Annotated in this window: 23 protein-coding genes and 1 tRNA gene; 10 read left to right on the plus strand and 14 right to left on the minus strand. The window is 54.7% G+C overall.

Going from position 1 to position 20,695, the window contains the following annotated elements:
* Window positions 1-62: 62 nt before the first annotated feature.
* The 4 genes from rpsB to GOX61_RS00320 form a co-directional block, all read right to left on the minus strand.
* A complete protein-coding gene (gene rpsB / locus GOX61_RS00305; protein ID WP_155143182.1) occupies window positions 63-857 on the minus strand; it encodes a 30S ribosomal protein S2 in 795 nt (264 codons plus the stop codon).
* A gap of 168 nt (window positions 858-1,025) precedes the next feature.
* Window positions 1,026-1,880 carry a lysophospholipid acyltransferase family protein gene (locus GOX61_RS00310; protein ID WP_155143201.1) on the minus strand — a complete coding sequence of 285 codons (855 nt, stop codon included), beginning with the start codon at window positions 1,878-1,880 and terminating at the stop codon, window positions 1,026-1,028.
* Window positions 1,867-2,622, minus strand: a complete 756-nt coding sequence (locus tag GOX61_RS00315) for a GNAT family N-acetyltransferase (protein WP_170330410.1) — start codon at window positions 2,620-2,622, stop codon at window positions 1,867-1,869. The genes GOX61_RS00310 and GOX61_RS00315 overlap by 14 nt, the downstream gene beginning before the upstream one ends.
* 108 nt (window positions 2,623-2,730) lie before the next feature.
* On the minus strand, window positions 2,731-2,913 hold the full coding sequence (locus GOX61_RS00320) for a DUF3553 domain-containing protein (protein ID WP_008756567.1): 183 nt from the start codon (window positions 2,911-2,913) through the stop codon (window positions 2,731-2,733).
* Window positions 2,914-2,959: 46 nt separating this feature from the next.
* On the opposite strand from GOX61_RS00320, the gene GOX61_RS00325 reads away from it, so the two are divergent.
* Window positions 2,960-3,556: a histidine phosphotransferase family protein gene (locus GOX61_RS00325; protein WP_170330411.1), complete on the plus strand. Its 597-nt coding sequence runs from the start codon at window positions 2,960-2,962 to the stop codon at window positions 3,554-3,556.
* Here the strand turns inward: GOX61_RS00325 and GOX61_RS00330 are convergent.
* The 10 genes from GOX61_RS00330 to GOX61_RS00375 all read right to left on the minus strand — a co-directional run bounded on the left by GOX61_RS00330 (window position 3,553) and on the right by GOX61_RS00375 (window position 11,508).
* Window positions 3,553-4,815: a glutamate-5-semialdehyde dehydrogenase gene (locus GOX61_RS00330; RefSeq protein ID WP_170330413.1), complete on the minus strand. Its 1,263-nt coding sequence runs from the start codon at window positions 4,813-4,815 to the stop codon at window positions 3,553-3,555. The two genes, GOX61_RS00325 and GOX61_RS00330, sit on opposite strands and share 4 nt — an antisense overlap.
* A 47-nt stretch (window positions 4,816-4,862) precedes the next feature.
* Window positions 4,863-5,969 carry a glutamate 5-kinase gene (proB, locus tag GOX61_RS00335; protein WP_170330415.1) on the minus strand — a complete coding sequence of 369 codons (1,107 nt, stop codon included), beginning with the start codon at window positions 5,967-5,969 and terminating at the stop codon, window positions 4,863-4,865.
* Entirely contained in the window at window positions 5,957-6,991 is a 1,035-nt protein-coding gene (gene obgE / locus GOX61_RS00340) for a GTPase ObgE (RefSeq protein ID WP_170330417.1), read from the minus strand. The genes proB and obgE overlap by 13 nt, the downstream gene beginning before the upstream one ends.
* 37 nt (window positions 6,992-7,028) lie before the next feature.
* The gene (locus GOX61_RS00345) at window positions 7,029-7,565 is read right to left on the minus strand and encodes a GNAT family N-acetyltransferase (protein WP_155143188.1); all 537 of its coding nucleotides are present in this window, start codon (window positions 7,563-7,565) and stop codon (window positions 7,029-7,031) included.
* Window positions 7,562-8,170 (minus strand): LysE family translocator, encoded by a 609-nt coding sequence (locus tag GOX61_RS00350; RefSeq protein ID WP_170330419.1) that lies wholly within the window; start codon window positions 8,168-8,170, stop codon window positions 7,562-7,564. Before GOX61_RS00350 ends, GOX61_RS00345 begins: the two co-directional genes overlap by 4 nt.
* Window positions 8,167-8,667 carry a GNAT family N-acetyltransferase gene (locus GOX61_RS00355; protein WP_170330420.1) on the minus strand — a complete coding sequence of 167 codons (501 nt, stop codon included), beginning with the start codon at window positions 8,665-8,667 and terminating at the stop codon, window positions 8,167-8,169. Before GOX61_RS00355 ends, GOX61_RS00350 begins: the two co-directional genes overlap by 4 nt.
* A gap of 83 nt (window positions 8,668-8,750) precedes the next feature.
* Window positions 8,751-9,020, minus strand: a complete 270-nt coding sequence (gene rpmA / locus GOX61_RS00360) for a 50S ribosomal protein L27 (RefSeq protein ID WP_050602452.1) — start codon at window positions 9,018-9,020, stop codon at window positions 8,751-8,753.
* Between the two features lie 11 nt (window positions 9,021-9,031).
* On the minus strand, window positions 9,032-9,649 hold the full coding sequence (locus tag GOX61_RS00365) for a 50S ribosomal protein L21 (protein ID WP_170330422.1): 618 nt from the start codon (window positions 9,647-9,649) through the stop codon (window positions 9,032-9,034).
* Window positions 9,650-9,856: 207 nt separating this feature from the next.
* A complete protein-coding gene (locus GOX61_RS00370; RefSeq protein ID WP_155143202.1) occupies window positions 9,857-10,666 on the minus strand; it encodes a DUF2059 domain-containing protein in 810 nt (269 codons plus the stop codon).
* Window positions 10,666-11,508, minus strand: a complete 843-nt coding sequence (locus tag GOX61_RS00375; protein ID WP_170330424.1) for a DUF2059 domain-containing protein — start codon at window positions 11,506-11,508, stop codon at window positions 10,666-10,668. Before GOX61_RS00375 ends, GOX61_RS00370 begins: the two co-directional genes overlap by 1 nt.
* Before the next feature lie 123 nt (window positions 11,509-11,631).
* Between GOX61_RS00375 and GOX61_RS00380 the strand changes: the two genes are divergently transcribed.
* From GOX61_RS00380 to GOX61_RS00420, 9 genes are all read left to right on the plus strand, one after another.
* Window positions 11,632-11,721 (plus strand) — tRNA-Ser (locus tag GOX61_RS00380).
* 211 nt (window positions 11,722-11,932) lie between these two features.
* Window positions 11,933-12,520: a hypothetical protein gene (locus GOX61_RS00385; protein WP_170330426.1), complete on the plus strand. Its 588-nt coding sequence runs from the start codon at window positions 11,933-11,935 to the stop codon at window positions 12,518-12,520.
* 229 nt (window positions 12,521-12,749) lie between these two features.
* On the plus strand, window positions 12,750-13,778 hold the full coding sequence (locus tag GOX61_RS00390; protein ID WP_170330427.1) for an alcohol dehydrogenase catalytic domain-containing protein: 1,029 nt from the start codon (window positions 12,750-12,752) through the stop codon (window positions 13,776-13,778).
* Between the two features lie 75 nt (window positions 13,779-13,853).
* A complete protein-coding gene (locus tag GOX61_RS00395) occupies window positions 13,854-14,729 on the plus strand; it encodes a branched-chain amino acid ABC transporter permease (protein WP_155143195.1) in 876 nt (291 codons plus the stop codon).
* A 4-nt stretch (window positions 14,730-14,733) separates the two neighbouring features.
* Complete coding sequence (locus tag GOX61_RS00400) at window positions 14,734-15,831, plus strand: branched-chain amino acid ABC transporter permease (protein ID WP_170330429.1); 1,098 nt, start codon at window positions 14,734-14,736, stop codon at window positions 15,829-15,831.
* Window positions 15,828-16,592: an ABC transporter ATP-binding protein gene (locus GOX61_RS00405; protein WP_170330431.1), complete on the plus strand. Its 765-nt coding sequence runs from the start codon at window positions 15,828-15,830 to the stop codon at window positions 16,590-16,592. The genes GOX61_RS00400 and GOX61_RS00405 overlap by 4 nt, the downstream gene beginning before the upstream one ends.
* Window positions 16,589-17,362 carry an ABC transporter ATP-binding protein gene (locus GOX61_RS00410; protein ID WP_170330433.1) on the plus strand — a complete coding sequence of 258 codons (774 nt, stop codon included), beginning with the start codon at window positions 16,589-16,591 and terminating at the stop codon, window positions 17,360-17,362. The genes GOX61_RS00405 and GOX61_RS00410 overlap by 4 nt, the downstream gene beginning before the upstream one ends.
* A gap of 5 nt (window positions 17,363-17,367) precedes the next feature.
* The gene (locus tag GOX61_RS00415; protein ID WP_170330434.1) at window positions 17,368-19,254 is read left to right on the plus strand and encodes an AMP-dependent synthetase/ligase; all 1,887 of its coding nucleotides are present in this window, start codon (window positions 17,368-17,370) and stop codon (window positions 19,252-19,254) included.
* Window positions 19,255-19,283: 29 nt separating this feature from the next.
* Window positions 19,284-20,444 carry an ABC transporter substrate-binding protein gene (locus GOX61_RS00420; protein ID WP_170330436.1) on the plus strand — a complete coding sequence of 387 codons (1,161 nt, stop codon included), beginning with the start codon at window positions 19,284-19,286 and terminating at the stop codon, window positions 20,442-20,444.
* Window positions 20,445-20,695 lie beyond the last annotated feature (251 nt).

Consider the following 20,695-nt stretch of genomic DNA (forward strand, 5'->3'; position numbering starts at 1 on the left):
CAATTCAAACGGAATTGGGGCAGGTCTACCCTGCCCCATATGTCATTTACGTGACGGGCAGCTTACGCTTCGGCAGGAGTTTCTGCTTTTGCGGGGGCTTCTTCTTCTGCAACGGCTTCTTCGACCGGTGCTTCTTCGAAGGCACCCAGGTCAACGCCTGCAGCGCCCATCTGAGCGGTCATACCGTCCAGAGCGGCACGTGCGGCCAAGTCACAGTACAGCGAGATTGCGCGAGCTGCGTCGTCGTTGCCGGGGATGATGTAGTCAACGCCGTCGGGCGAGCAGTTGGTGTCGACAACAGCCACAACCGGGATACCCAGCTTGTTGGCTTCGGCGATGGCCAGCGCTTCTTTTTTGACGTCGATGACGAACAGCAGATCAGGAACGCCGCCCATTTCGCGGATACCGCCAAGCGAAGCCTGCAGTTTGCTCTGGTCACGCTCCATGCCCAGACGCTCTTTCTTGGTCAGGCCTTCGGCGCCCGATTCCATGGCTTCGTCGATCTGGTTCAGACGGTTGATCGACTGGGAAACGGTTTTCCAGTTGGTCAGCGTGCCGCCCAGCCAGCGGTGGTTCATGTAGTACTGAGCCGACTTTTCAGCCGCTTCAGCGATCGGACCAGCGGCCTGACGCTTGGTACCAACGAACAGAACGCGGCCACCTTTAGCGACGGTGTCACGAACGGCCTGCAGAGCCTGGTCCAGCATCGGAACGGTCTGGGTCAGGTCCATGATGTGGATGCCATTGCGCGAGCCGTAAATGAACGGGCCCATGCGGGGATTCCAACGCTGTGTCTGGTGACCAAAGTGAACGCCAGCTTCCAGCAGCTGACGCATGGAGAACTCGGGAAGAGCCATGCTATGTTTTCCTTTTCCGGTTTACGCCTGGGCGGGGGTGAAAGAAGCGGATGCTCCAACCGGCGGTCTTGATGAGGATGTCTCCCTCAAAAAGCCCAAACCCCGCCTGCGGGTTTGAATGGCGCGCGTATACGGCAGCTTTGGATATAGCGCAAGGGCCAATCGCCCTTATTTTTCAAGCCGCGCCAAGCTGTGCGCGTGGCGCACGGCCTCTTCACAATGCGCAGCCAGTGCCTTGCGATTTTCAAAGTCGCAAACCCGGGCCGGAGAGTGATAGATCAGTTCGACAGTACCTTGCCGCCGCGCGCCGAGCGTCTTGAGCAGATGAGGTCCAAAATCCATGTCGCCCCACCAGCCATAGAAGCGATCGGGTTGTCCGATTGGGGCGTGAAACACTACCGATACTGGCTGGACGAACATGAAATCGCGCAGCTCGTCTGAGAAGAACGCAGCAAAAAGCGTTGTTTTAAAAGGCAAAACCCGCAAACCATCGGTCGATGTGCCTTCGGGAAAGAACAACAACTTGTGTCCTGCTTTGAGGCGTTCTTCGAAAATCTGGGTTTGCTCACGCGCTTTCTTGCGATCTCGTTCTATGAAAACGGTACCCGTGGCGCGTGCAAGCCAACCGATGACTGGCCATTTCGCCACCTCTGCTTTGGAGACAAAGTAGACGCGTTTGCGTGCGTTCAAAGCGAAAATGTCCAACCACGAAGTGTGGTTTGCCACGACCGCACCTCGTTCCCTCATCAATTCGCCCGAACTTTGAAAACCGATTCCGAGAATTCGGAAGGCATTGCGGCAAACAAATTGGGTGACAAACGGCGTTATCGGGCGCTTCACCCCAAACAGAGGCAGTTCAACAAGGCGGATGGTCAGCAGCACGATCAGGCCACCAAATACGAGCAGTGCCAGTGGCACGCCGCGCAGGATTACAAGCAGCCAGCCCAAAATACCCAGTTCGATTGGATCGGGGGCGTCTTCACTGTTCCAGAGTGGATCGTTCACCTGTTTAGGCTCCGCCATAGATGCGTTTTTGGCGTTCATTCATACGGGCTGTATCCAGGATCAGGCACACATCCGTGGTATTGAAGGCGTGATCAATGAAAGCCCCCTCGCCCACAAAGCCACCAAGCCTAAGATAGGCTTTGATCAGCGCGGGAACCTGAACCATTGCCGCGCGTCGGTCCAGCGCTTCGGGAGCGACAAGATCCATAGTCTGAAACACATTCGGTTGAGCCCGCACCCTCAGATCCGGTGGCGCCAGATGGTTGTGGTGCAACATCGAAAGTGGTTGCTCTAATTCCTGAACATCCGTTCCGTGAAAACTGGCAACCCCAAACAGAACCTCAATTCCTCGCTCGGCAACGTAGCCAGCAAGACCGTTCCAGAGGTGATACATGGCCGTTCCACCCCGATAGTCCGGATGCAGGCAAGACCGACCTAGTTCCAACAGCTTGCGACCGCTTTGCTTGAGTATGGTCAGGTCATATTCATCTTCGGAGTAGAATTGCCCAAGCTCGGCAGCGCGATCACTCGGCAACAGCCTGTAGACGCCGACCACCTCGCCCGTTGCATCGTCATAGGCCAGCATGTGATCGAAATAGGGATCGAAACGGTCCTGCTCCAGCCCAGCCTCATGGTCGACCATCTCACCGCCGCCACCAAGTTCACGAACAAAAACGTCATAGCGTAACCGCTGCGCAGCGCGCATTTCTTCTTCGGTTTCAGCCAGTTTGATCGTGAATGAGAGGCCAGCGTCCGGCATGTCAGGCGTATCGGTCCTTTGTTGCTACGGCGGCTGATACCCCAGTTCTTCGACCGAAGGCAACAAGTGCGCGACTGGCTATTCCCGTTAACTTTTCTTAAACCAGTTTCACGGATCAAAGACCGGCATCAGAGCGATGCGTGTTCCGTCAATCACCACCTTCCCCTGCTCGCGGAAATTCACGGTGATTTTGCCCGCGATGTTGGACTGAACCTGTCCAACACCCCAATCGGGGAAATCCGGGTGACGGACATACATGCCCGGTGCAAGAATGGCATTCAAATCTGTCATGCAGAGGCTCCGGTCCGGCAATAGGCAGATGCATCAGGAGGTACGCATGGGCGACACCAACGTCAACCTGGCCGAGTTAATCGGTTCTCGGATCTGTCACGATCTGATCAGCCCCATCGGGGCGATCACCAATGGGTTGGAGCTGTTGGATATGGTCGGTGCCGTACAGGGCCCCGAGATGGAACTGATATCAGGCAGCGTTGGGAGCGCAGGCGCGCGGATCCGGTTCTTTCGGGTGGCTTTTGGCTCGGCCAGCGATCACCCATTGGGACGTGCTGAAATCGCCGAATTGCTCAAGGATATCGAACGCGCTGGCCGGGTGCGCATCCATTGGGCACCAAGCGAAGCCATCCCACGCAATCAGGTAAAGCTGGCCTTTCTCGCAATGATGTGCTGCGAAAGTGCAATGCCCATGGGCGGAGAGGTTGAAATCACCGTCCGGGGCGACCAGTGGCAGGTAATGGGTACTGGCGACAAGCTGAATATTGATGGTGATCTATGGAAGAATGTCACAACCGGCCGCTTTCCAAATAAAATCACCCCGGCTCAGGTGCAATTCGCGCTGCTGCCTGAAACAGCCGCGATTCTGGGGCGGCGGGTCGTGGTGGAAACCACCTCAACCCGCGTAGCGATCAAGTTCTAGCTACGGGTCGTTCCGTTTCCGCGAACCAGATACTTGAAGCTGGTCAGCTGAGCTGCGCCAACTGGGCCACGGGCATGCATCTTGCCAGTGGCAATCCCGATTTCAGCCCCCATGCCGAACTCGCCACCATCGGCGAACTGGGTTGAGGCGTTGTGCATCAGAATGGCACTGTCGAGACGTTCAAAGAACCGCGCGGCCGCCTCGGCGTCTTCGGTCATGATACAGTCCGTGTGGTTCGAGCCAAACTCGCGAATATGCGAGATCGCAGCGTCGATATCAGCAACTGGTTTTGCAGCAATGATGCTGTCGAGAAACTCTTTGCCCCAATCTTCGCCCGAGGCTGCGACGGTACCATCAATCGCCAAAGCGCCTTCTGCGTGAACTTCCACACCCGCTGCCAGAAGTGCTGCTATGACGTCTCTGCCAAGCGTCTCTGCAACGTCCTGATGGATCAGCAGACATTCGGCTGCGCCACAGATGCCTGTGCGACGGGTCTTGGCGTTAAGTACAACGTCCAGCGTTTTCTGAGGATCAGCAGCTTTGTCGATATAGATGTGCACAATGCCCTCGAGGTGAGCAAATACCGGCACCCGAGCCTCACGCTGTACTAACCCAACCAGCCCTTTACCACCACGCGGTACAATGACGTCCACATAGTCAGTCATGGTCAGCAATTCCTGAACTGCCGCGCGGTCCCGTGTGGGTACCAATTGAATTGCATCTTCGGGCAGATTTGCGGCCTTCAGCCCCTCGACCAGACAGGCATGGATAGCGGTTGAAGAATGGAAGCTCTCGGACCCGCCCCGCAGGATCACAGCATTTCCTGATTTCAGACAAAGCGCGCCTGCATCAGCGGTCACGTTCGGACGGCTTTCGTAAATCACTCCGATAACGCCCAGCGGTGTGCGAACGCGCTGGATGTTCAGACCCGTCGGCATATCCCATTCCGAAAGAACCTCACCAACCGGATCAGTCTGCTCGGCAACGGTACGCAAGCCATCGACCATGCCCTGAATACGGGCCTCATCCAGCATCAGGCGATCCATCATCGCCGGGCTCAAACCCTTTTCGCGGCCAAATTCCAGATCCTTCTGATTGGCTTCGATAATCTTCGCGCGATTCTTCCAGACTGCGTCTGCTGCCGCGATCAGAGCGGCGTGTTTGCGTTCAGCGGTGGCAAAACCAAGGTCTTTGGACGCCTCTTTCGCACGTTTTCCAAGATCGGCCATCAGGGCGGGGATGTTGTCGAAATCCTTCATTTTATGTGCCTTTCAGGTCGGAGTATTCTGATTAGTAGTTCGCGTTTTTACAGAGCCAGATCGTCACGATGAACCAAAGCAGCCCTGCCCGGATAACCCAACGTGGCCTCGATTTCCGAGGATTTGCGCCCTTTGATGGCATCGGCTTCTTGCGCAGTATAGCGGCTGAGACCTTGTGCCAGCCGCCGTGCGCCAGGATCTAATATCGCTACCGGATCACCGCGCCCGAAATCGCCGGTCACTTCGACGATACCAGCGGGCAGCAAGCTCTTACCATTCGCAAGTGCCCGCGCAGCACCTTCATCTACGGTGATTTCTCCACGTGGCTTCATAGCAGAAATCCAGCGCTTGCGAGCCGCGTGCGGATCAAGCGTAGCGGTAAACCAGGTACAGTTCGCGCCATTTTCAAGCGTTTTCAGAGGGTTCAGCGGGGATCCTTCAGTGATCGCCATATCGCAACCGGCGGCAATAGCCATCTTACCAGCCAGCAATTTGGTTTTCATACCGCCCTTTGACAATCCAGAACCGGCATCACCGGCCATCGCTTCGATTTCGGGCGTGATCTGGTCAATCACTTCGTAGCGCGTGGCGGTGGGATCTTCGTTAGGATTACCGGAATAGAACCCATCCACATCCGACAGAAGGATCAATTGATCAGCGCCCACTGTCACCGCGATCTGTGCCGCCAGACGATCATTGTCGCCATATCGGATTTCATCCGTCGCAACTGTGTCGTTTTCATTAACGATCGGCACAACGCCAAGGCTCAGCAGAGTTTCCAAAGTGGCACGAGAGTTCAGGTACCGCCTCCGGTCTGCACTGTCCTCAAGCGTTACCAATACCTGAGCTGTTTTGATCTCATGCGGGGCAAGCGCCTCTTCATAGGCACGCGCCAGCTTGATCTGGCCTACAGCGGCAGCGGCCTGAGACTGCTCCAGCGGCAGATTTGCCAAAGGCAACCCAAGAACCCCACGCCCAAGGGCGATTGAGCCTGACGAAACCAGGATAACATCCGTCCCCTGCCCTTTGAGCCAAGCAACGTCCTGCGCCAGTGAATGCAACCAGTCTGAGCGCAGCAATCCCGTTTCGCGGTCTACAAGCAGTGCAGACCCGATTTTGACAACCAGGCGTTTGGCAGTGCTTAGGGTTGCCAAGACTGCGCCTCCTCAGTGGGCTTTTGCCGCAGGCGATTTTCATCAATTTGCGCGCGTAGAGCACGCAACACATCTGTGACGCCCAGATGAGCTACGCCAGACATCGTCATGACGGGGCCACCGACAGCTTCTTCCAGCTCAGTCTTGGCGAGTTCGAGCTCTTCTTCATCCAAAGCATCAACTTTGTTCAATACTGTGATCCGCGGTTTTTCCGCCAACTCACCACCATAAGCTTCCAGCTCATGAATGATTGTTCGATAGTCTTCAGCCACGGTTTCAGAGGTGCCATCAACCAGATGCAGCAGAACGGCGCAGCGTTCGACATGCCCAAGGAACCGGTCGCCAATGCCGCGCCCTTCGTGTGCACCTTCGATCAAGCCGGGAATGTCGGCCACCACAAATTCGACGTTGTCGACACCTACAACACCCAAGTTTGGGTGCAGAGTTGTAAACGGATAATCGGCAATCTTCGGACGCGCGTTGGAAGTTGCGGCGAGGAAGGTTGATTTGCCGGCATTTGGCATACCCAGCAGACCCACATCGGCAATCAGCTTAAGTCGCAGCCAGATGGTGCGATCGATGCCGCCCTGTCCGGGATTGGCACGGCGTGGTGCCTGGTTGGTGGCCGATTTGAAATGCAGGTTTCCGAAGCCACCATTTCCACCTTTGGCCAGCAGAACACGTTGACCGACTTCGGTCAGGTCACAAATGACGGTCTCTTCATCTTCATCGAGGATTTCGGTGCCCACGGGTACACGCAGGACGATGTCATCACCATCCTTGCCAGTACGTTGCTGACCACGACCGGGTTGGCCATTCTTGGCAAAGAAGTGTTGCTGATAACGGAAGTCGATCAGGGTGTTCAGCCCATCCACTACTTCGGCCCAGACGGACCCGCCCTTACCGCCGTCGCCGCCGTCGGGACCGCCGTATTCAATGTACTTTTCGCGCCGAAAGCTGACGCACCCGCCACCGCCGGCCCCGGACCGGATGTAGACCTTTGCAAGATCGAGAAATTTCATGACTGTCCCCTAATGCAAAGGCCCCATCGGCCACAAGTCAGAGTTTTTTACTGTACGTCCAGGTGGGCACGTTTGCATCGCGCGCCACCGAATAGCTTTCGGCATCACCAAGGTATTCAAACCCGCAATGAGTCAGCACCCGGGCCGACGCCGGATTGTCCTGAAACACGCTGGCGAACATGTTCGAGTTTTCCAGCGGGTTGGCCAGAACCAACGCTTCGACCGCCAGTGAAGCGATACCGGTATTCCAATAGAGCGGAGCAACCCAATAGCCCACTTCGGACTGATTGCGGTCAAGACCCTGAAGCGAGATCAGGCCAATCAGCTCTGGTCCACCATCCTTGGTGGCATCCATGGCCCAAACGTCCTCTTCCCGCTCTTCCGACATCGCACGCGTTACAAAAGCCTCGGTCGAACCGGGCGGTAACGGATGCGGAATGGTTGTGGTCATGCGTGCAACACGCTCATCGCCTGCATAATGCTCGATGAGACCCATATCCGAACGGCGCAATGGGCGCAGATCGAACCGCTCGGTTTCTATGACCGGCTGATTTATTATTGTCTCAAGTTTCATGAGTGCGTTCCTCCTCCGAACAACACAAAAAGTACGGACACAACAGTGAGACTCGCTAACGTCCACATCAGATATTTTTCCGCGGGTCGACCTTCAACCACGTGGGCAATTCTATCTCCGGCAAATGTCCAGATCGGGTGTAAAATCACCTGGCAAAACAATAAACAGAGAGCGATCGTGAACGTTGCGTTAAAGGTGGGCGTGCCAGCCGCAACGAACCCGGTAAACCCGGCAATGATCATGGCCCAAGCCTTTGGATTAAGGGGATGAACAATCAAACCCGCCCAAAAACCAGGCACTTCTCCGGTGGTCTCACTGCGTGAAAGGCGCAGATTGGCGATCTTCCAGGCCAGCCAGCAGATATACGCCGCTGAGGCGTATTTCAGGACCGTAAAGACCATCGGCGCCTGATCCGCGAGCTGAAGCAGACCAAAACCTACCGGCCAGATGATCAGCTGTTTGCCCAAGATGACACCAGCCACAAACGGCAGCGCGGCTTGGAACCCATACCGCGCACCCGTGCCCAGTAGAACCATGTTGGCAGGACCTGGCGTGCCGACCTGACTTGCAGCGAAAATCAGGAAACTGGTTGTGGCGACTGTCATTGCTGCGCCTCCCAATCCCTGCGTGTCAAAAGCACGTCCTGAATGGTCACATCTTCGTTGGTCGAACGTACCGTCGCTGCGTGTTGGCCGTCGGGCTTGAACCCTAGCTTCGTCAGAACGGACTTGGACCGCTCATTGCCCAGGTGATAACCAGACGTGAGCTCGGACCGATCGGACCGAAAGAACCGTGCAATCATTGCGCGGCAGGCCTCGGTGACGAAGCCTTGCCCCCACGATCCTTTCTCGACCCAATAGCCCAACTGGGAACCGGTTGAGATGCAGCCGACCAAAGTGTCGTCTTTAGTAATCGCAAAGGCATCGTGTTCATTGGCCATGGTGTCGATGAATTCGGCCGAATGCGTATCCTCATAGGGGTGCGGTACTACTGTCAGCCACCGCGCCACCTCGAGGTCGTTCAGAAGTGTGACCAGACGCGACGAATCCTCACGCCGGAACCGACGCAGGACAAGACGCTCTGTTTTGATCTCTTCGGTCATAAGACCACTCCTGAAAACGAGAAAGGGGACCGGCACTTTGTGCCGGTCCCCCATGAATTTTTCTTAAACCTCTGGGTTTCGGCTTACTCTGCGGCCTCCGCCACTGGCAGGACCGAAATAAAGGTGCGGTTTTTGAGTCCCTTGTGGAACTTCACGGCGCCATCGACAGTTGCAAAGATCGTGTGGTCTTTGCCAATGCCTACGCCTTCGCCCGGCCAGAACTTGGTGCCGCGCTGACGTACGATGATGTTGCCTGCAATGGCAGCCTGGCCACCATACAGTTTCACGCCAAGGCGGCGACCAGCTGAGTCGCGACCGTTACGGGAGGAACCGCCAGCTTTTTTATGTGCCATTCTCTCTCTCCTTAGCCTTTGGCCAGCTCTTTGGCCTGCTCAACCCACTCGGGTTTCACTTTGACCGTTTCGATAGCAGCAATCTGCTCGTCCGACAAGGCGGCCAGAGCGGCAAAGCTCTCGATACCGGCTTCGGCCAGCTTCTTGGCGGCGGCAGGGCCGACACCGTTCAGCTTGGTCAGATCATCAGCGGCAGCAGTTGCAGCGGGTGCTTCTGCTTTGGCTTCAGCTTTCTTGGCAGGCTTTTTTGCTGCAGGAGCAGCTTCGCCAGCCGGAGCCGAACCGGTTGCAGCTTTGATGCCCGACTTGTCAGCGCCCGACGACAGGATGTCGGTGATTTTGACCAGAGTCAGTTTCTGACGGTGGCCAACGGTACGCTTCGAGCTGTGCTTACGACGGCGCTTGACGAATTTGATGACCTTGTCACCTTTGATCTGTTCGATCACTTCGGCCTGTACGCCTGCGCCTTCGACGAAAGGTGCACCAACAACCGGAGCGTCACCGCCCAGCATCAGAACGTCGTTGAATTGAACAGTTTCACCTGCGTCGGCAGCCAGCTTTTCAACGCGGAGGATATCACCCGCTTGAACCTTGTACTGCTTGCCGCCAGTCTTGAGGACCGCAAACATGCGTCTTTCCTTTTCATACCCGCGTTCTGTGGTCCCCAATCGGGTGTTTTGGCCTAGGCCACCTCGAACAGCGCGCCCTTTTCGGGCTGTGTGACGACCCCGGAGCGAACCCCATAGGTCAAATAATAACGAGACCCGGCGCGGAGATTCCGGCCGGGATGCGCGCTTATCTAAATATTCGGGTGGAAAGTCAACCCAGAACCGGCATCACAGTTCGGATGCCCCGACAACACGCCCAACAGCCATTCCAAGCTGGTATGAAGTCTCGTTGAACATCTCGTCAAGACCAATGAACAGGGCGTCGTTCAATGCCCGCCCTGCATCGGTTCTGGAAAAAGCGATGTTTTCACGCATTTGGGCTTCGTTCAGTGGCCGATACGCCAGCAACAAGAACGAATATAACCAATTGCGGGTCACAGTTTCGGTCTCGTCTTTCTGCGCAAGAAGCTCGGCCAGCATCTCGCCATCATCACCAACGATCCCCTGCCCGTCCATGATACCGCGGAAGAACCTGTAATCGGAACTGAAAGAACCCTGTACGTTGCGCTCGATTAGATCGTTGATCTCGATGTATTCTTCAATAAGCCGAAAGAACTCGGACTGTCTGTCCATATCTTCGTATGATGACTGAGCCATTTCCTCGACCGCCTCATCCGAAAAGGCACGGCGTGCCGAGTTTTCCAATGCGACGATAGTCTTGCCCAAATCGCTTTCGAAAAAGATCGCTGCCTGTTCAAGCTGCTTGTCATTCATCCTTGCATCAAGAGCATCGGTTATCTTCGATCGCATCCAGGTTGGGTCAAATGTATCATCAACCTGCGCATGAAAGAACGTCCCGCCGGCCCCGCTTAGAAGCATCTCATCCAGCTCGCGTCCCTGAGTCAGCCCTTCTTCGCGGAAAATCTCAACGACCTGATCCAACTGCATCGCTGTGGCCAGTCGTTCAACATATTCACTGGCCGAAACGGGCGCGGCCCATAGCAGGATGACAGAGGCAAAGGTTGCGATCAGACGCATCATATATCTTGTGCCGGACGCAGTTCCGCCATTCTGGCTGCAAGAACCTCGAACCGCATCGCCATGATTTCGTACTGAATGGCATTCAGAAGTTCATAAACTTCCTGCATCAATGGCTGCTCAAGCGCATCAGCATAGGCGTCAATATCCGTGTCCGAGAAGTCCTGATAGGTGTAAGCTGCGCCGGCCAAAGCTGAAAGCTGGATCGACTGACGCATCTGAGCCTCGTTCCTTCGCAACACCTCACGAAGTTCATCCCCGCTGAATTGCAGATCTATGACACCCGAAGCACTTGCGGCCAGAAGGAACCTCAGTTGAATTTCCTGTAACGCGCGCAGCGACGTATCGCTTGAATCGATTGCGCGGTTCATCCTCTTCAGGCCTTCGACGCGATCTGATCCTGATCTGACGAGATCCGAGATGATTTCCTGCCCTTCAAGCTGTTTCGCGTCATCATCTTCGACCATATGCGAGGCATTTTCCGCCTCGACCAATCGTTGTCCAAGATCTGAGGCGTAAAACTCGACGGCATGGTTTAGCGCTTCGTCGCGAAGTGTCTGCTCGAGAATCGATACAGCAGTTTCATGCATCTCCTCGGTATCGAAAACTTCTTCGGTTAAGCGCGTCCAATCGGCCCCGAAACCATCAGGGTCGATGCCCAGCATTTGCGGAGCCGAGGCAGAAGCGAGCGCAATACTCTCGAGGGCGACATCAAACCCTGTCGTAGTCAAAAAGGCCTCAATTCGGTCCCGGCTTGCGGCCTCAACCGGCATTGGGTTTGAAACGAGTGCCACCATCGGCACAACCAGGCAGAAAATCATGTAGCGGATGCTGTATGTCATAGGCTTCAGCCTAGGCCTTTTCCGAGGACAGGCAATGGAAAATCCATCGATTGCGAATTTCAGGAATTTTCTGCTTGCACCCCTGCGCGTTCATCACTAAATCCCCCCCTCACAGACCCCCGCGGAGAGGTGCCGGAGTGGTCGAACGGGGCGGTCTCGAAAACCGTTGTCGGTGCAAGCCGACCCAGGGTTCGAATCCCTGTCTCTCCGCCATAAGCTTACCTTGGCATGTCAATTCAAGTGTTGGAAATCACTGCATTTCAACTCGCTATTTTGGCGAGTGGCGTGATGTTGCCACCATCATACAGCCTGATCAGCGTCGCATAGCTCAAATCCCGGATATGAAAAGGTTTCCGGGGTTTTCCCCTTTGAAGTCACATAGCTTTATTCCATCTCAGCGGCACATATTCCAAAGGAGATCGTCATGTCCCGCCTAATCCTTATTGTCGTCATCGCCGTGATCGGCATCGGCGCTTACTATTATGTAAACCAACCAGAACAAACACCGGCTGAGAAAATTCAATCAGCCGCAGAAGATGCAAGCGATGCGGTCGGTGAAGCGGCATCCGCAGCGCAGGAAGCAGCCAGTGATGCGCTCAATTCAGCGACTGAACAAGCAAGCGAAGCGGCATCCAGCATCGCCGATCAGGCTAATGCAGCCGCTGAACAGGCCGGTCAGGCTGCGACAGATCTTGCAAATCAGGCAAGCGATACTGCCACAGATCTGGCCAATCAGGCCACGGACACAGCAACCGACCTTGCCAATCAGGCGGGCGATCAGGTTGCGGCCCTAACTGGACAAGGACAGGAGCTTTTCAACTCTTGGATTCAGGACGGCATGTTGACTGCGCAGCAGTTTGACTATGATAAGATGGTCGCTTCTGTGCAGGAAAGCTCGCTGACGCAAGAAATTAAAACGCAGGCCATCAAGATTCTGGATGATATCAAAGCAGCACCCGACACTGTGGTCGAGAAAATTCAGGAACTTCGCAATTTGCTGACTCAGCAATAACTTTTTCGGGCCGGTGTGATCCGCCGGCCCGAACTCCTCTTTCATTCGGGGCCGTTCCGCTACGTTATGGGACAGAATAATTGACGCAGAGCGGCGCATTTGTTTGGCTCGGATCAATTCTGCCGCGAACATATCTGGGGACGGGTGCGATCATACTTGCATCGACACGGGCGACCAGCCTTCTTCCTCTCTGTCGCGCGGCAACAACTGCAAAGCCGAGGATGCACTCATGTCCCCTATCCCCTCATCAATGTCCGCGGTTGTTCAAAAATTTGATGGCTATTCAAATACGGCCACGGGGCCTGTGATTGAAAACGCCGCTGACTGGCTGGAAGCCGCGCAAATCCCGGTACCAAAGCCCGGCCCCGGACAAGTTCTCATCCGTTTGCGTACGGCGTCGGTTAACCCATCCGATATTCATTTCATCAAAGGCGAATACGGCCAGCCGCGCATCAAGGGAATGCCAGCAGGATTTGAAGGCTGCGGTGATGTGGTCGCCACCGGAACCGGCGCCGAAGCATTACAGGACCAGCGGGTTGCGTTTGTGGCCGCAGGATCTGGTGCCTGGGCCGAATACATCGTGACGCAAGCTCAGATGTGTATCCCTTTGCGCCCGGAAATCTCGGACGAGGATGGGGCGGCGCAAATCGTGAACCCCCTGACCGCGATGGCAATGGTCGATATCGCCCAAGTCGCGGGCAATGCCTTCGTTCTGTCCGCAGCCACCAGTCAGTTGGGTAAGCTGATGTGCAGCTTGGGACGGGATTTGGGATTGAATCCCATCGCGATGGTTCGCCGTGCTGAGACGGCAGAGACGCTTAAGGAATTGGGCGCGGCAGAGGTTCTGGCCACGACCGATACTGACATGGTGTCAAAGTTTGCCAAACTCAGCGCAGAACTGAAGCCACGCGTTTTTCTGGACGCCGTGGCTGATCAGATATCCGAGCAGGTGTTCTGCGCCATGCCGAACGGTGCCCGCTGGGTATGCTACGGAAAGCTCAGCACCGAGCTGCCGAAGCTGACACAAATGGGTCAGTTGATTTTCATGAACAAACGCATCGAAGGGTTCTGGCTGACGCAATGGATGATGTCGACCCCGCCTGCGGATCAAATGCGCGTGGTCGGAGAAGTTCAGGACAGATTTGCCGACGGGCGTTGGAAAACTGATGTTTCTGAACGCCTTGCACTCAAGGATGTCGTACCAAATCTGGCGACGGCACTAAAAAAGAGTGACGGAAAGGTAATTATCACGCCATAGTAGAAATGCGTCCCGGCTTTTGGAGGAGAACCGGGGCGCAAATAACGCCGGACGTACCGGTATAGGGAGGAGAGCTTGGATAATGCGCAGCTGTTGATCAGCGGGCTGGCGAATGGCTGTGTTTATGGCCTTATCGCACTGGGATTTGTACTGATCTACAAGGCGACCGAGGCAGTGAACTTCGCGCAGGGCGATTTCATGATGCTGGGTGCCTTCGTGACGATCGGACTGACAAACACCGAATATATGGGTCTGCCGTTCTGGCTGGCTTTACCGATTTCTCTGGGGATCATGGGTGCACTGGGTTATCTGCTTGATCGCCTGATCATCCGCCGCCTCTTTGGCGAGAGCCAGACAGCCGTTGTCATTCTGACTATCGCTTTGGGCTTTGTTATTCGTTTTGTCGCCGGATTGATCTGGGGCCACGAACCTCAAACACTGCAAAATCCACTTGCCGGAAAAGAGGTGCGATTTGGCGGTCTTGTCCTAGGGATGGAGGATGTCGCGGTCATCGTGGTCACGGTTCTTCTGACGTGGGGTCTTTACGTTTTCTTCAGCAAAACAAAGCTGGGCCTTGCAATGCAGGGAGCGTCGCAAAACCAGCTTGCCGCTTACTATATGGGTATCCCGGTCAAGCGAGTTCAGGGGTTCATTTGGGCCTTGGCCGGGGTGGTTGCTGGTATAGCTGGCATTCTGTTTGCTGCTAAAGGCTCTGTTGACCCAACAACCGGTCTTTTGGGTATCAAGGCATTTGCCGCAGCGGTAATCGGCGGGTTCGGCAGTCTTCCCGGTGCACTTGCCGGCGGATTGATTGTTGGTGTGATTGAGCCCTTCGCCAGCCGTTATATCGCTGCCGGCTACAGCCAAATCGCCCCTTACGCGCTATTGCTGGCTGTCCTGATCTTCCGTCCCCACGGATTGTTCAGTCAGGTTCGGGTCAAAAAGGTCTAGATACATGCGCATAGTATTCAAGACCAATTACATGCAGGATATCCGCCCCTGGAAGGATGGGTATCAGCTGGGCCTCTACCTGCTCCTGTTGGCTGTGGTTGCGGCCGCTCCTTGGTGGCTGGACGAGTTTTATCTGGGTGAACTGACCAACGTACTGATCTGGGCGATTGCCGGGCTGGGTCTTATGGTCCTGACCGGGCATACCGGACAAGTCAGCCTTGGGCACGCTGCCTTTCTGGCCTTTGGTTGCTATGCGAATGTCATCCTGATCGAGGCAGGAGTTCCGTTTCTTATAGCATTCCCGCTGGCTGGTGTATTGACCGGAATAGCCGGTGTCACAGTCGCCATCCCTGCCCTGCGCTTGCACGGTATTTACCTTGCTATTTTTACACTCGCCCTATCCATTCTCATGGATGACGTAATCGTTTTGGCTGAGCCCATTACAGGTGGAGTTGCTGGCAAGTATCTCGGTGGCGTTGAGATATTCGGTCATCTGGTTGATCGCTGGGCGACACCGGATCAGTTCTTCTGGCTGGTTCTGTCGATCACTGTTCTTGTCACTCTTGGGTACATCAATCTGCTGAGGGCACCGCTAGGGCGCAGCTTCATCGCCGTCCGCGACTCCGAAGTGTCTGCTCAGGCAATGGGCGTGGACATTGCGCGGACCAAGATGATCTCATTCGCATTGTCCTGCGCAGTCACAGGTTGGGCTGGCGCTTTGATGGGTCTATACGCCGGCGCATTCAACAACGAGACGTTCAGCGTCGTCATCTCGATCCAGCTACTCATGATGATTGTGATCGGCGGATTGGGTTCGATCCACGGTGCTTTCCTTGGAGCGATCGTGATTGGGTTCCTGCCGCAGTTTCTTTCGATCTCCAAAGAATATGTCGGTGCCCTTGTCGGTGGCGGCACAGTCGCCATTCCGGGGTTGGAGTTCGGCATTTTCGGCATGATCCTGATCGGCTTCATCCTGTTCGAACCAATGGGTATCTACGGCCGTTGGCTCAAGATCCGTACTTGGTTTGAACTGTTCCCGTTCTATCGCAAAGACATGTTCCGACGGCAGAAGTCGTATCTGAAGACGGAGCGTCTGAGATGAGTCTGCTGGAGTTTGAAAACGTCACTCTGAAATTCGGTGGCCTGACGGCAGTAAACGATCTGTCTTTTGAGGTTGAAGAAGGCGAGGTGTTCGCCATCGTCGGGCCGAACGGTGCGGGCAAATCTACTGTCTTCAACCTGATCTCGCGGTTCTATGATCCTTTTGCTGGATCCATCAGATATGATGGGCACGATCTGCTGGCGGTCAAACCCTCGGGTGTTGCGGCCTATGGGGTTGCGCGTACGTTTCAGAATATCGAGTTGTTCGAACACGCCACGGTTTTACAGAACCTTCTGGTCGGACGTCATCGCCATCGCAAGACGAACCTCATTTCTGAAATTCTGTTTGCACCATCGGTTCGTCGGCAGGAGATAGAGAACAGAGAAAAGGTTGAGGAAATCATCGACTTTCTCGACCTACAGGCCTTCCGGGACAAGATGATCTCAGGCCTGCCCTACGGGGTCCGCAAGGTTGTGGAAGTCGCACGTGCGCTGGCCACTGACCCCAAGCTTTTGTTGCTTGATGAACCTGCCTCGGGTTTGTCAGTCGAAGAAACCACGGATATGCGGTGGTGGATCGACGATATCCGACGACAGATGGGGATCACCGTCCTCATGGTCGAGCATGATATGGGGTTAGTTTCAGGAGTTTCAGACCGGGTTCTTGCCATGGCCGACGGTGCCAAGTTGGCTCTGGGAACGCCTGCCGAAGTTCAATCCCATCCGGCCGTTGTAGAAGCTTATCTGGGTAAAGCATCATGAGCGAACCCATTCTGAAAATCCGCAATATCGAAAGCTTCTATGGCCCCATCATGGCCATACGTGGGGTTTCGCTGGACGTGCATGATGGGCAAATCGTGTCGATCCTTGGGGCAAATGGCGCTGGCAAGACAACGCTGATGAAAACGGTGTCCGGCGTAATGGATCCTGAAAAAGGTACCATCAACTTTGATGGCGAGGACATTCAGGGATCAGAACCGCACAAAGTTGTTCAAAAAGGCATCGTACATGTTCCAGAAGGTCGCGAGGTCTTTCCCCTGCTGACCGTGGACGAGAACCTGAGCCTTGGTGCATACACCTCATCAGACAAAGGCCAGATCGAACACGATCGGGATTTGGTCTTCAGCTATTTCCCCATCCTCAAAGAACGCCGCCATCAAGAGGCCGGTACGCTGTCAGGCGGACAGCAACAGATGTTGGCCATTGGTCGCGGCCTGATGGCAAACCCGCGGATCATGTTGCTGGACGAACCATCGCTTGGTTTGTCTCCCCTGCTGGTGCAGGAAATTTTCGGCATTCTCAGTCGCCTGAATCATGAGCAAAACATGACGATGATGCTTGTTGAACAGAATGCAAATGCAGCGCTGGCACTGGCTCATCATGGTTATGTGATGGAAGTCGGTCGCATTGTCATGGATGGTGCTGCGGATATCTTGATGCAATCCGAAGACATCCAGAACTTTTATCTCGGTGTTCAAGAAGAAGGCTCGAGAGAAAACCGCCGCTGGAAGCGAAAAAAGACGTGGAGGTGAGCACAATGAACATGGCAGCCCTGCCCGCCCAAACCGTCATCAATGGTGTTGAATTCAATGCCACGCCGGGTCAACGACCGCTGCACGTTGACGGCTGCACAACGATCAGTGGTCTGTTTCAAAAACGCTGCGCCGAACTTGGTGATCGCACCGCCCACCGTGAGAAAGACTTCGGGATTTGGAAATCCTACTCGTGGGCCGACTATTGGCATCATGCCAAGCGGATCGGGCTTGCGTTACGGAAAATGGGATTGCAGCGCGGAGAAGTAGTCTCGATCCTTTCCGAAGATCGCAAGGAATGGGCTTGGTTTGATATGGGCATTCAATGCGTCGGCGGGATCGCATCGGGTGTCTACACGACTGATTCAGCCAATCAGCTTCAGTACCTGATCAATGACAGTGACAGCCGGTTTCTGATCGTTGAAGACGAAGAGCAACTGGATAAGTTTCTTGAGATTGAAAGCGAGGTCCCTGACCTTATCAAGGTGATCATTCTCGAAGATGAAGGTCTGCATGACCTTGATCATCCCCGCTGCATGATGATCGACGATCTCTATGCTCTTGGCCAGCAGGCAGAAGCCGATCAGCCCGGGCTATTTGAAGCTGAAATAGCGCTGGCGTCGCCACAGGATACTGCGCTGCTGATTTACACATCAGGTACAACTGGCAAGCCCAAAGGCGCGATGCTGAGCAATGAGAACATCATGGCCGCAATCGAAGCGGGCGCACATTGCCTGGCAACATACGCCTCTGATGAGCAGCTTTGCTTTCTTCCGCTGTGTCATATCCTTGAGCGTGATGTCTCAATCTACTTTCCGCTCGCTGCCAGATGCACAGTGAATTTCGCAGAAAGCCCTGAGACGGTCTTTACCAATCTGCAAGAGGTTTCCCCTTCAACATTCACCGCTGTGCCGAGGGTCTGGGAAAAGATCTATTCACAGGTATTGATCCTGGCGCAAGAAGCCACTCCGGCAGGTCGTGCAGCGTTTGGAATGGCGCTCAGGGCTGGTATGAAACGTGCGGAGTATATTCTGGAAAACAAACCCGTTCCCGCCACCGTTTCAGCCCAATACTGGCTCTGGGATCGGTTAGTTCTTCGCAATCTAAGGCGGATGCTGGGAATGGACAAACTGCGCCGCGGCGGGACTGGTGCAGCTCCGATCTCACCTGAATTGCTGAAATGGTACTGGGCGATTGGTGTTCCATTGATCGAAGGTTTCGGGATGACGGAAACCGCTGGGATCGCAACGATTAACACCACCGAAAACAATAAGATCGGCACAATTGGCCGACCTGTGGTTGGCAACGACCTGCGTATTTCTGACGAGGGTGAAATCCAGGTCAAAGGCCTGAATGTGTTTCAAGGCTATTGGCGCAACAACGCCAAGACAGCGGATACATTTACCGCAGATGGATGGTTGCGAACCGGAGATATGGGGCACGTCGATGACGATGGATTCGTCACGATCACCGGACGGCTAAAAGATATCATCATCACAGCTGGTGGTAAGAACATCACGCCTGCCGAAATCGAAAGCCGACTGAAATTCAGTCACTACATCTCAGATGCAGTCATCATAGGTGATCGGCGTAAGTACCTTACCGCATTGATTATGATCGATCAGGAAAACGTCGAAAAATTTGCTCAGGACCGAAAGGTCCCCTTCTCCAACTTTGCTTCTTTATGTGCCGCGCAGGAGATTAAAAGCCTCGTAGAGCAAGAGGTTAAGGCCGTGAACAAAGAGTTCGCCCGGGTGGAGCAGATCAAGGACTTCCGCCTGATCGATGTATTGCTCACGGCAGAAGATGACGAGCTAACCGCGACCATGAAACTTAAACGCAGCTTCGTTGAAAAGAAGCACGGACATCTCATCGAGGAGATGTACAACTAGATAAGGGATGACCCAAAGGGAGGAATAACATGAAGAACGTCTTCAAAATACTGGCGACTGCGACCGCATTGACGGCGACAGCAGGGCTAGCAATGGCCGAAACCCAAGGCGTCAGCGACGATGAAATCGTCATCGGTTCCGTCAATGATCTGAGTGGTATTTTTGCTGCTGTCGGTGTTCCGGCGATCAAGGGTGCGAATGTCGTTTTCGATCGGGTCAATGCTGAAGGGGGCGTACACGGTCGCACGATCCGCTATGTGGTTGAAGACAATGGTTATCAGATGCCGCGCGCGATGCAGGGCTATAACAAGCTTCTGAATCGCGACAAGGTTTTCGCCATGTTGCAATCGCTTGGAACTCCGATGAATCTGGCCGGCTTCAAGTTGTTGGACCCAAAAGGTATTCCTAATGTCGCTCCTCTCTCTGCGGCGCGTCAGATGCTGCAGGAACCGATGGATAACAAGTTTACGTCGTTCTCCAGCTACTACGACCAAGCCCGTGTCGGGGTGAAGTATCTCGCTGCCGAATTCGGCGGCCAAAATGTATGTACAATGTATCTGCCGACCGATTTTGGAAAAGAAATTCTGGAAGGTAGTCATGCAGGTGCCGAAGAGGCCGGAATTACCTTTGCAGCAGAGACAACGCACAAACCGGACGAGACTGATTTTGTCGGCTCTCTCAGTAAGCTAAAAGAAGAAGGCTGCAATATCGTTACAATAGCCCTTGGTGTTCGGCAGGCGATCACAGTCGTCGGAACCGCCAAGAAGATGGGACTGGAAGACATGAAGTTCCTCGGAACTTCCGCCAGCTTCCTGACCGTGGTTGCACAAGTTCCCGGGGGTGTCACGGACGGCTTCTATGCTGCCGCCTCTTGGCAGGATCTCTGGGCGCGTGCAGATGAACCCGCCCCGGCAGCGTTCATCGAAGAATACAAAGCGGCGACCGGAGAAGACCCTGTTGGTTTCTCGATGCTTGGATATGCTGCCGCTGAAATGATGGTCAAAGCCCTAGAGGCTGCTGGACCGGATCTGACGCAAGAGAGCTTTATCGCCGCAATGGAAACATTGGACTATCAGGATGATCTGGTCGGAAACCACATGACATTCGGTCCAGACGACCATCAGGGGGCTGATTCAGTCTATGTAAGCGTCGTGGAAAACGGTGCTTGGAAGATGGTTTACGAAGAGTGAGCTTTTCTGAGTGCCCTGTTGATCCTGCAGGGCGCTCATCCTCCGCGGTTTTATTCGGCGGGTAAGCATCCTACGCACTTGACGAGGCGTCGCTCACGCCCCAAGAATCTTTACAGGAGCATTCAGTTCACGCTTCACCCGATGAACTCGGGCAAGTGATACAAAGTGTGTCCGTAGATATGATAAAGTCAAAGTCCTGTTGTTTTTTCCAGGTTGCGAGTTCAAATGGTTAAGTTTTTGAAGAACACCGT

The sequence above is a fragment of the Ruegeria arenilitoris genome (assembly GCF_013030265.1).
Classification (GTDB): Bacteria; Pseudomonadota; Alphaproteobacteria; order Rhodobacterales; family Rhodobacteraceae; genus Ruegeria; species Ruegeria arenilitoris_E.

What these genes read in the sequence shown, in the direction of transcription:
- GOX61_RS00310 (WP_155143201.1), bottom strand. Translation starts at nt 1,880, where the DNA reads ATGGCGGAGCCTAAACAGGTGAACGATCCACTCTGGAACAGTGAAGAC.
- GOX61_RS00375 (WP_170330424.1), bottom strand. Translation starts at nt 11,508, where the DNA reads ATGACATACAGCATCCGCTACATGATTTTCTGCCTGGTTGTGCCGATG.
- rpsB (WP_155143182.1), bottom strand. Translation starts at nt 857, where the DNA reads ATGGCTCTTCCCGAGTTCTCCATGCGTCAGCTGCTGGAAGCTGGCGTT.
- GOX61_RS00320 (WP_008756567.1), bottom strand. Translation starts at nt 2,913, where the DNA reads ATGACAGATTTGAATGCCATTCTTGCACCGGGCATGTATGTCCGTCAC.
- GOX61_RS00400 (WP_170330429.1), top strand. Translation starts at nt 14,734, where the DNA reads ATGCGCATAGTATTCAAGACCAATTACATGCAGGATATCCGCCCCTGG.
- GOX61_RS00355 (WP_170330420.1), bottom strand. Translation starts at nt 8,667, where the DNA reads ATGACCGAAGAGATCAAAACAGAGCGTCTTGTCCTGCGTCGGTTCCGG.
- GOX61_RS00325 (WP_170330411.1), top strand. Translation starts at nt 2,960, where the DNA reads ATGGGCGACACCAACGTCAACCTGGCCGAGTTAATCGGTTCTCGGATC.
- GOX61_RS00365 (WP_170330422.1), bottom strand. Translation starts at nt 9,649, where the DNA reads ATGTTTGCGGTCCTCAAGACTGGCGGCAAGCAGTACAAGGTTCAAGCG.
- obgE (WP_170330417.1), bottom strand. Translation starts at nt 6,991, where the DNA reads ATGAAATTTCTCGATCTTGCAAAGGTCTACATCCGGTCCGGGGCCGGC.
- GOX61_RS00330 (WP_170330413.1), bottom strand. Translation starts at nt 4,815, where the DNA reads ATGAAGGATTTCGACAACATCCCCGCCCTGATGGCCGATCTTGGAAAA.
- GOX61_RS00415 (WP_170330434.1), top strand. Translation starts at nt 17,368, where the DNA reads ATGAACATGGCAGCCCTGCCCGCCCAAACCGTCATCAATGGTGTTGAA.
- GOX61_RS00410 (WP_170330433.1), top strand. Translation starts at nt 16,589, where the DNA reads ATGAGCGAACCCATTCTGAAAATCCGCAATATCGAAAGCTTCTATGGC.
- GOX61_RS00350 (WP_170330419.1), bottom strand. Translation starts at nt 8,170, where the DNA reads ATGACAGTCGCCACAACCAGTTTCCTGATTTTCGCTGCAAGTCAGGTC.
- GOX61_RS00420 (WP_170330436.1), top strand. Translation starts at nt 19,284, where the DNA reads ATGAAGAACGTCTTCAAAATACTGGCGACTGCGACCGCATTGACGGCG.
- GOX61_RS00345 (WP_155143188.1), bottom strand. Translation starts at nt 7,565, where the DNA reads ATGAAACTTGAGACAATAATAAATCAGCCGGTCATAGAAACCGAGCGG.
- GOX61_RS00390 (WP_170330427.1), top strand. Translation starts at nt 12,750, where the DNA reads ATGTCCCCTATCCCCTCATCAATGTCCGCGGTTGTTCAAAAATTTGAT.
- GOX61_RS00385 (WP_170330426.1), top strand. Translation starts at nt 11,933, where the DNA reads ATGTCCCGCCTAATCCTTATTGTCGTCATCGCCGTGATCGGCATCGGC.
- GOX61_RS00405 (WP_170330431.1), top strand. Translation starts at nt 15,828, where the DNA reads ATGAGTCTGCTGGAGTTTGAAAACGTCACTCTGAAATTCGGTGGCCTG.
- GOX61_RS00370 (WP_155143202.1), bottom strand. Translation starts at nt 10,666, where the DNA reads ATGCGTCTGATCGCAACCTTTGCCTCTGTCATCCTGCTATGGGCCGCG.
- GOX61_RS00315 (WP_170330410.1), bottom strand. Translation starts at nt 2,622, where the DNA reads ATGCCGGACGCTGGCCTCTCATTCACGATCAAACTGGCTGAAACCGAA.
- rpmA (WP_050602452.1), bottom strand. Translation starts at nt 9,020, where the DNA reads ATGGCACATAAAAAAGCTGGCGGTTCCTCCCGTAACGGTCGCGACTCA.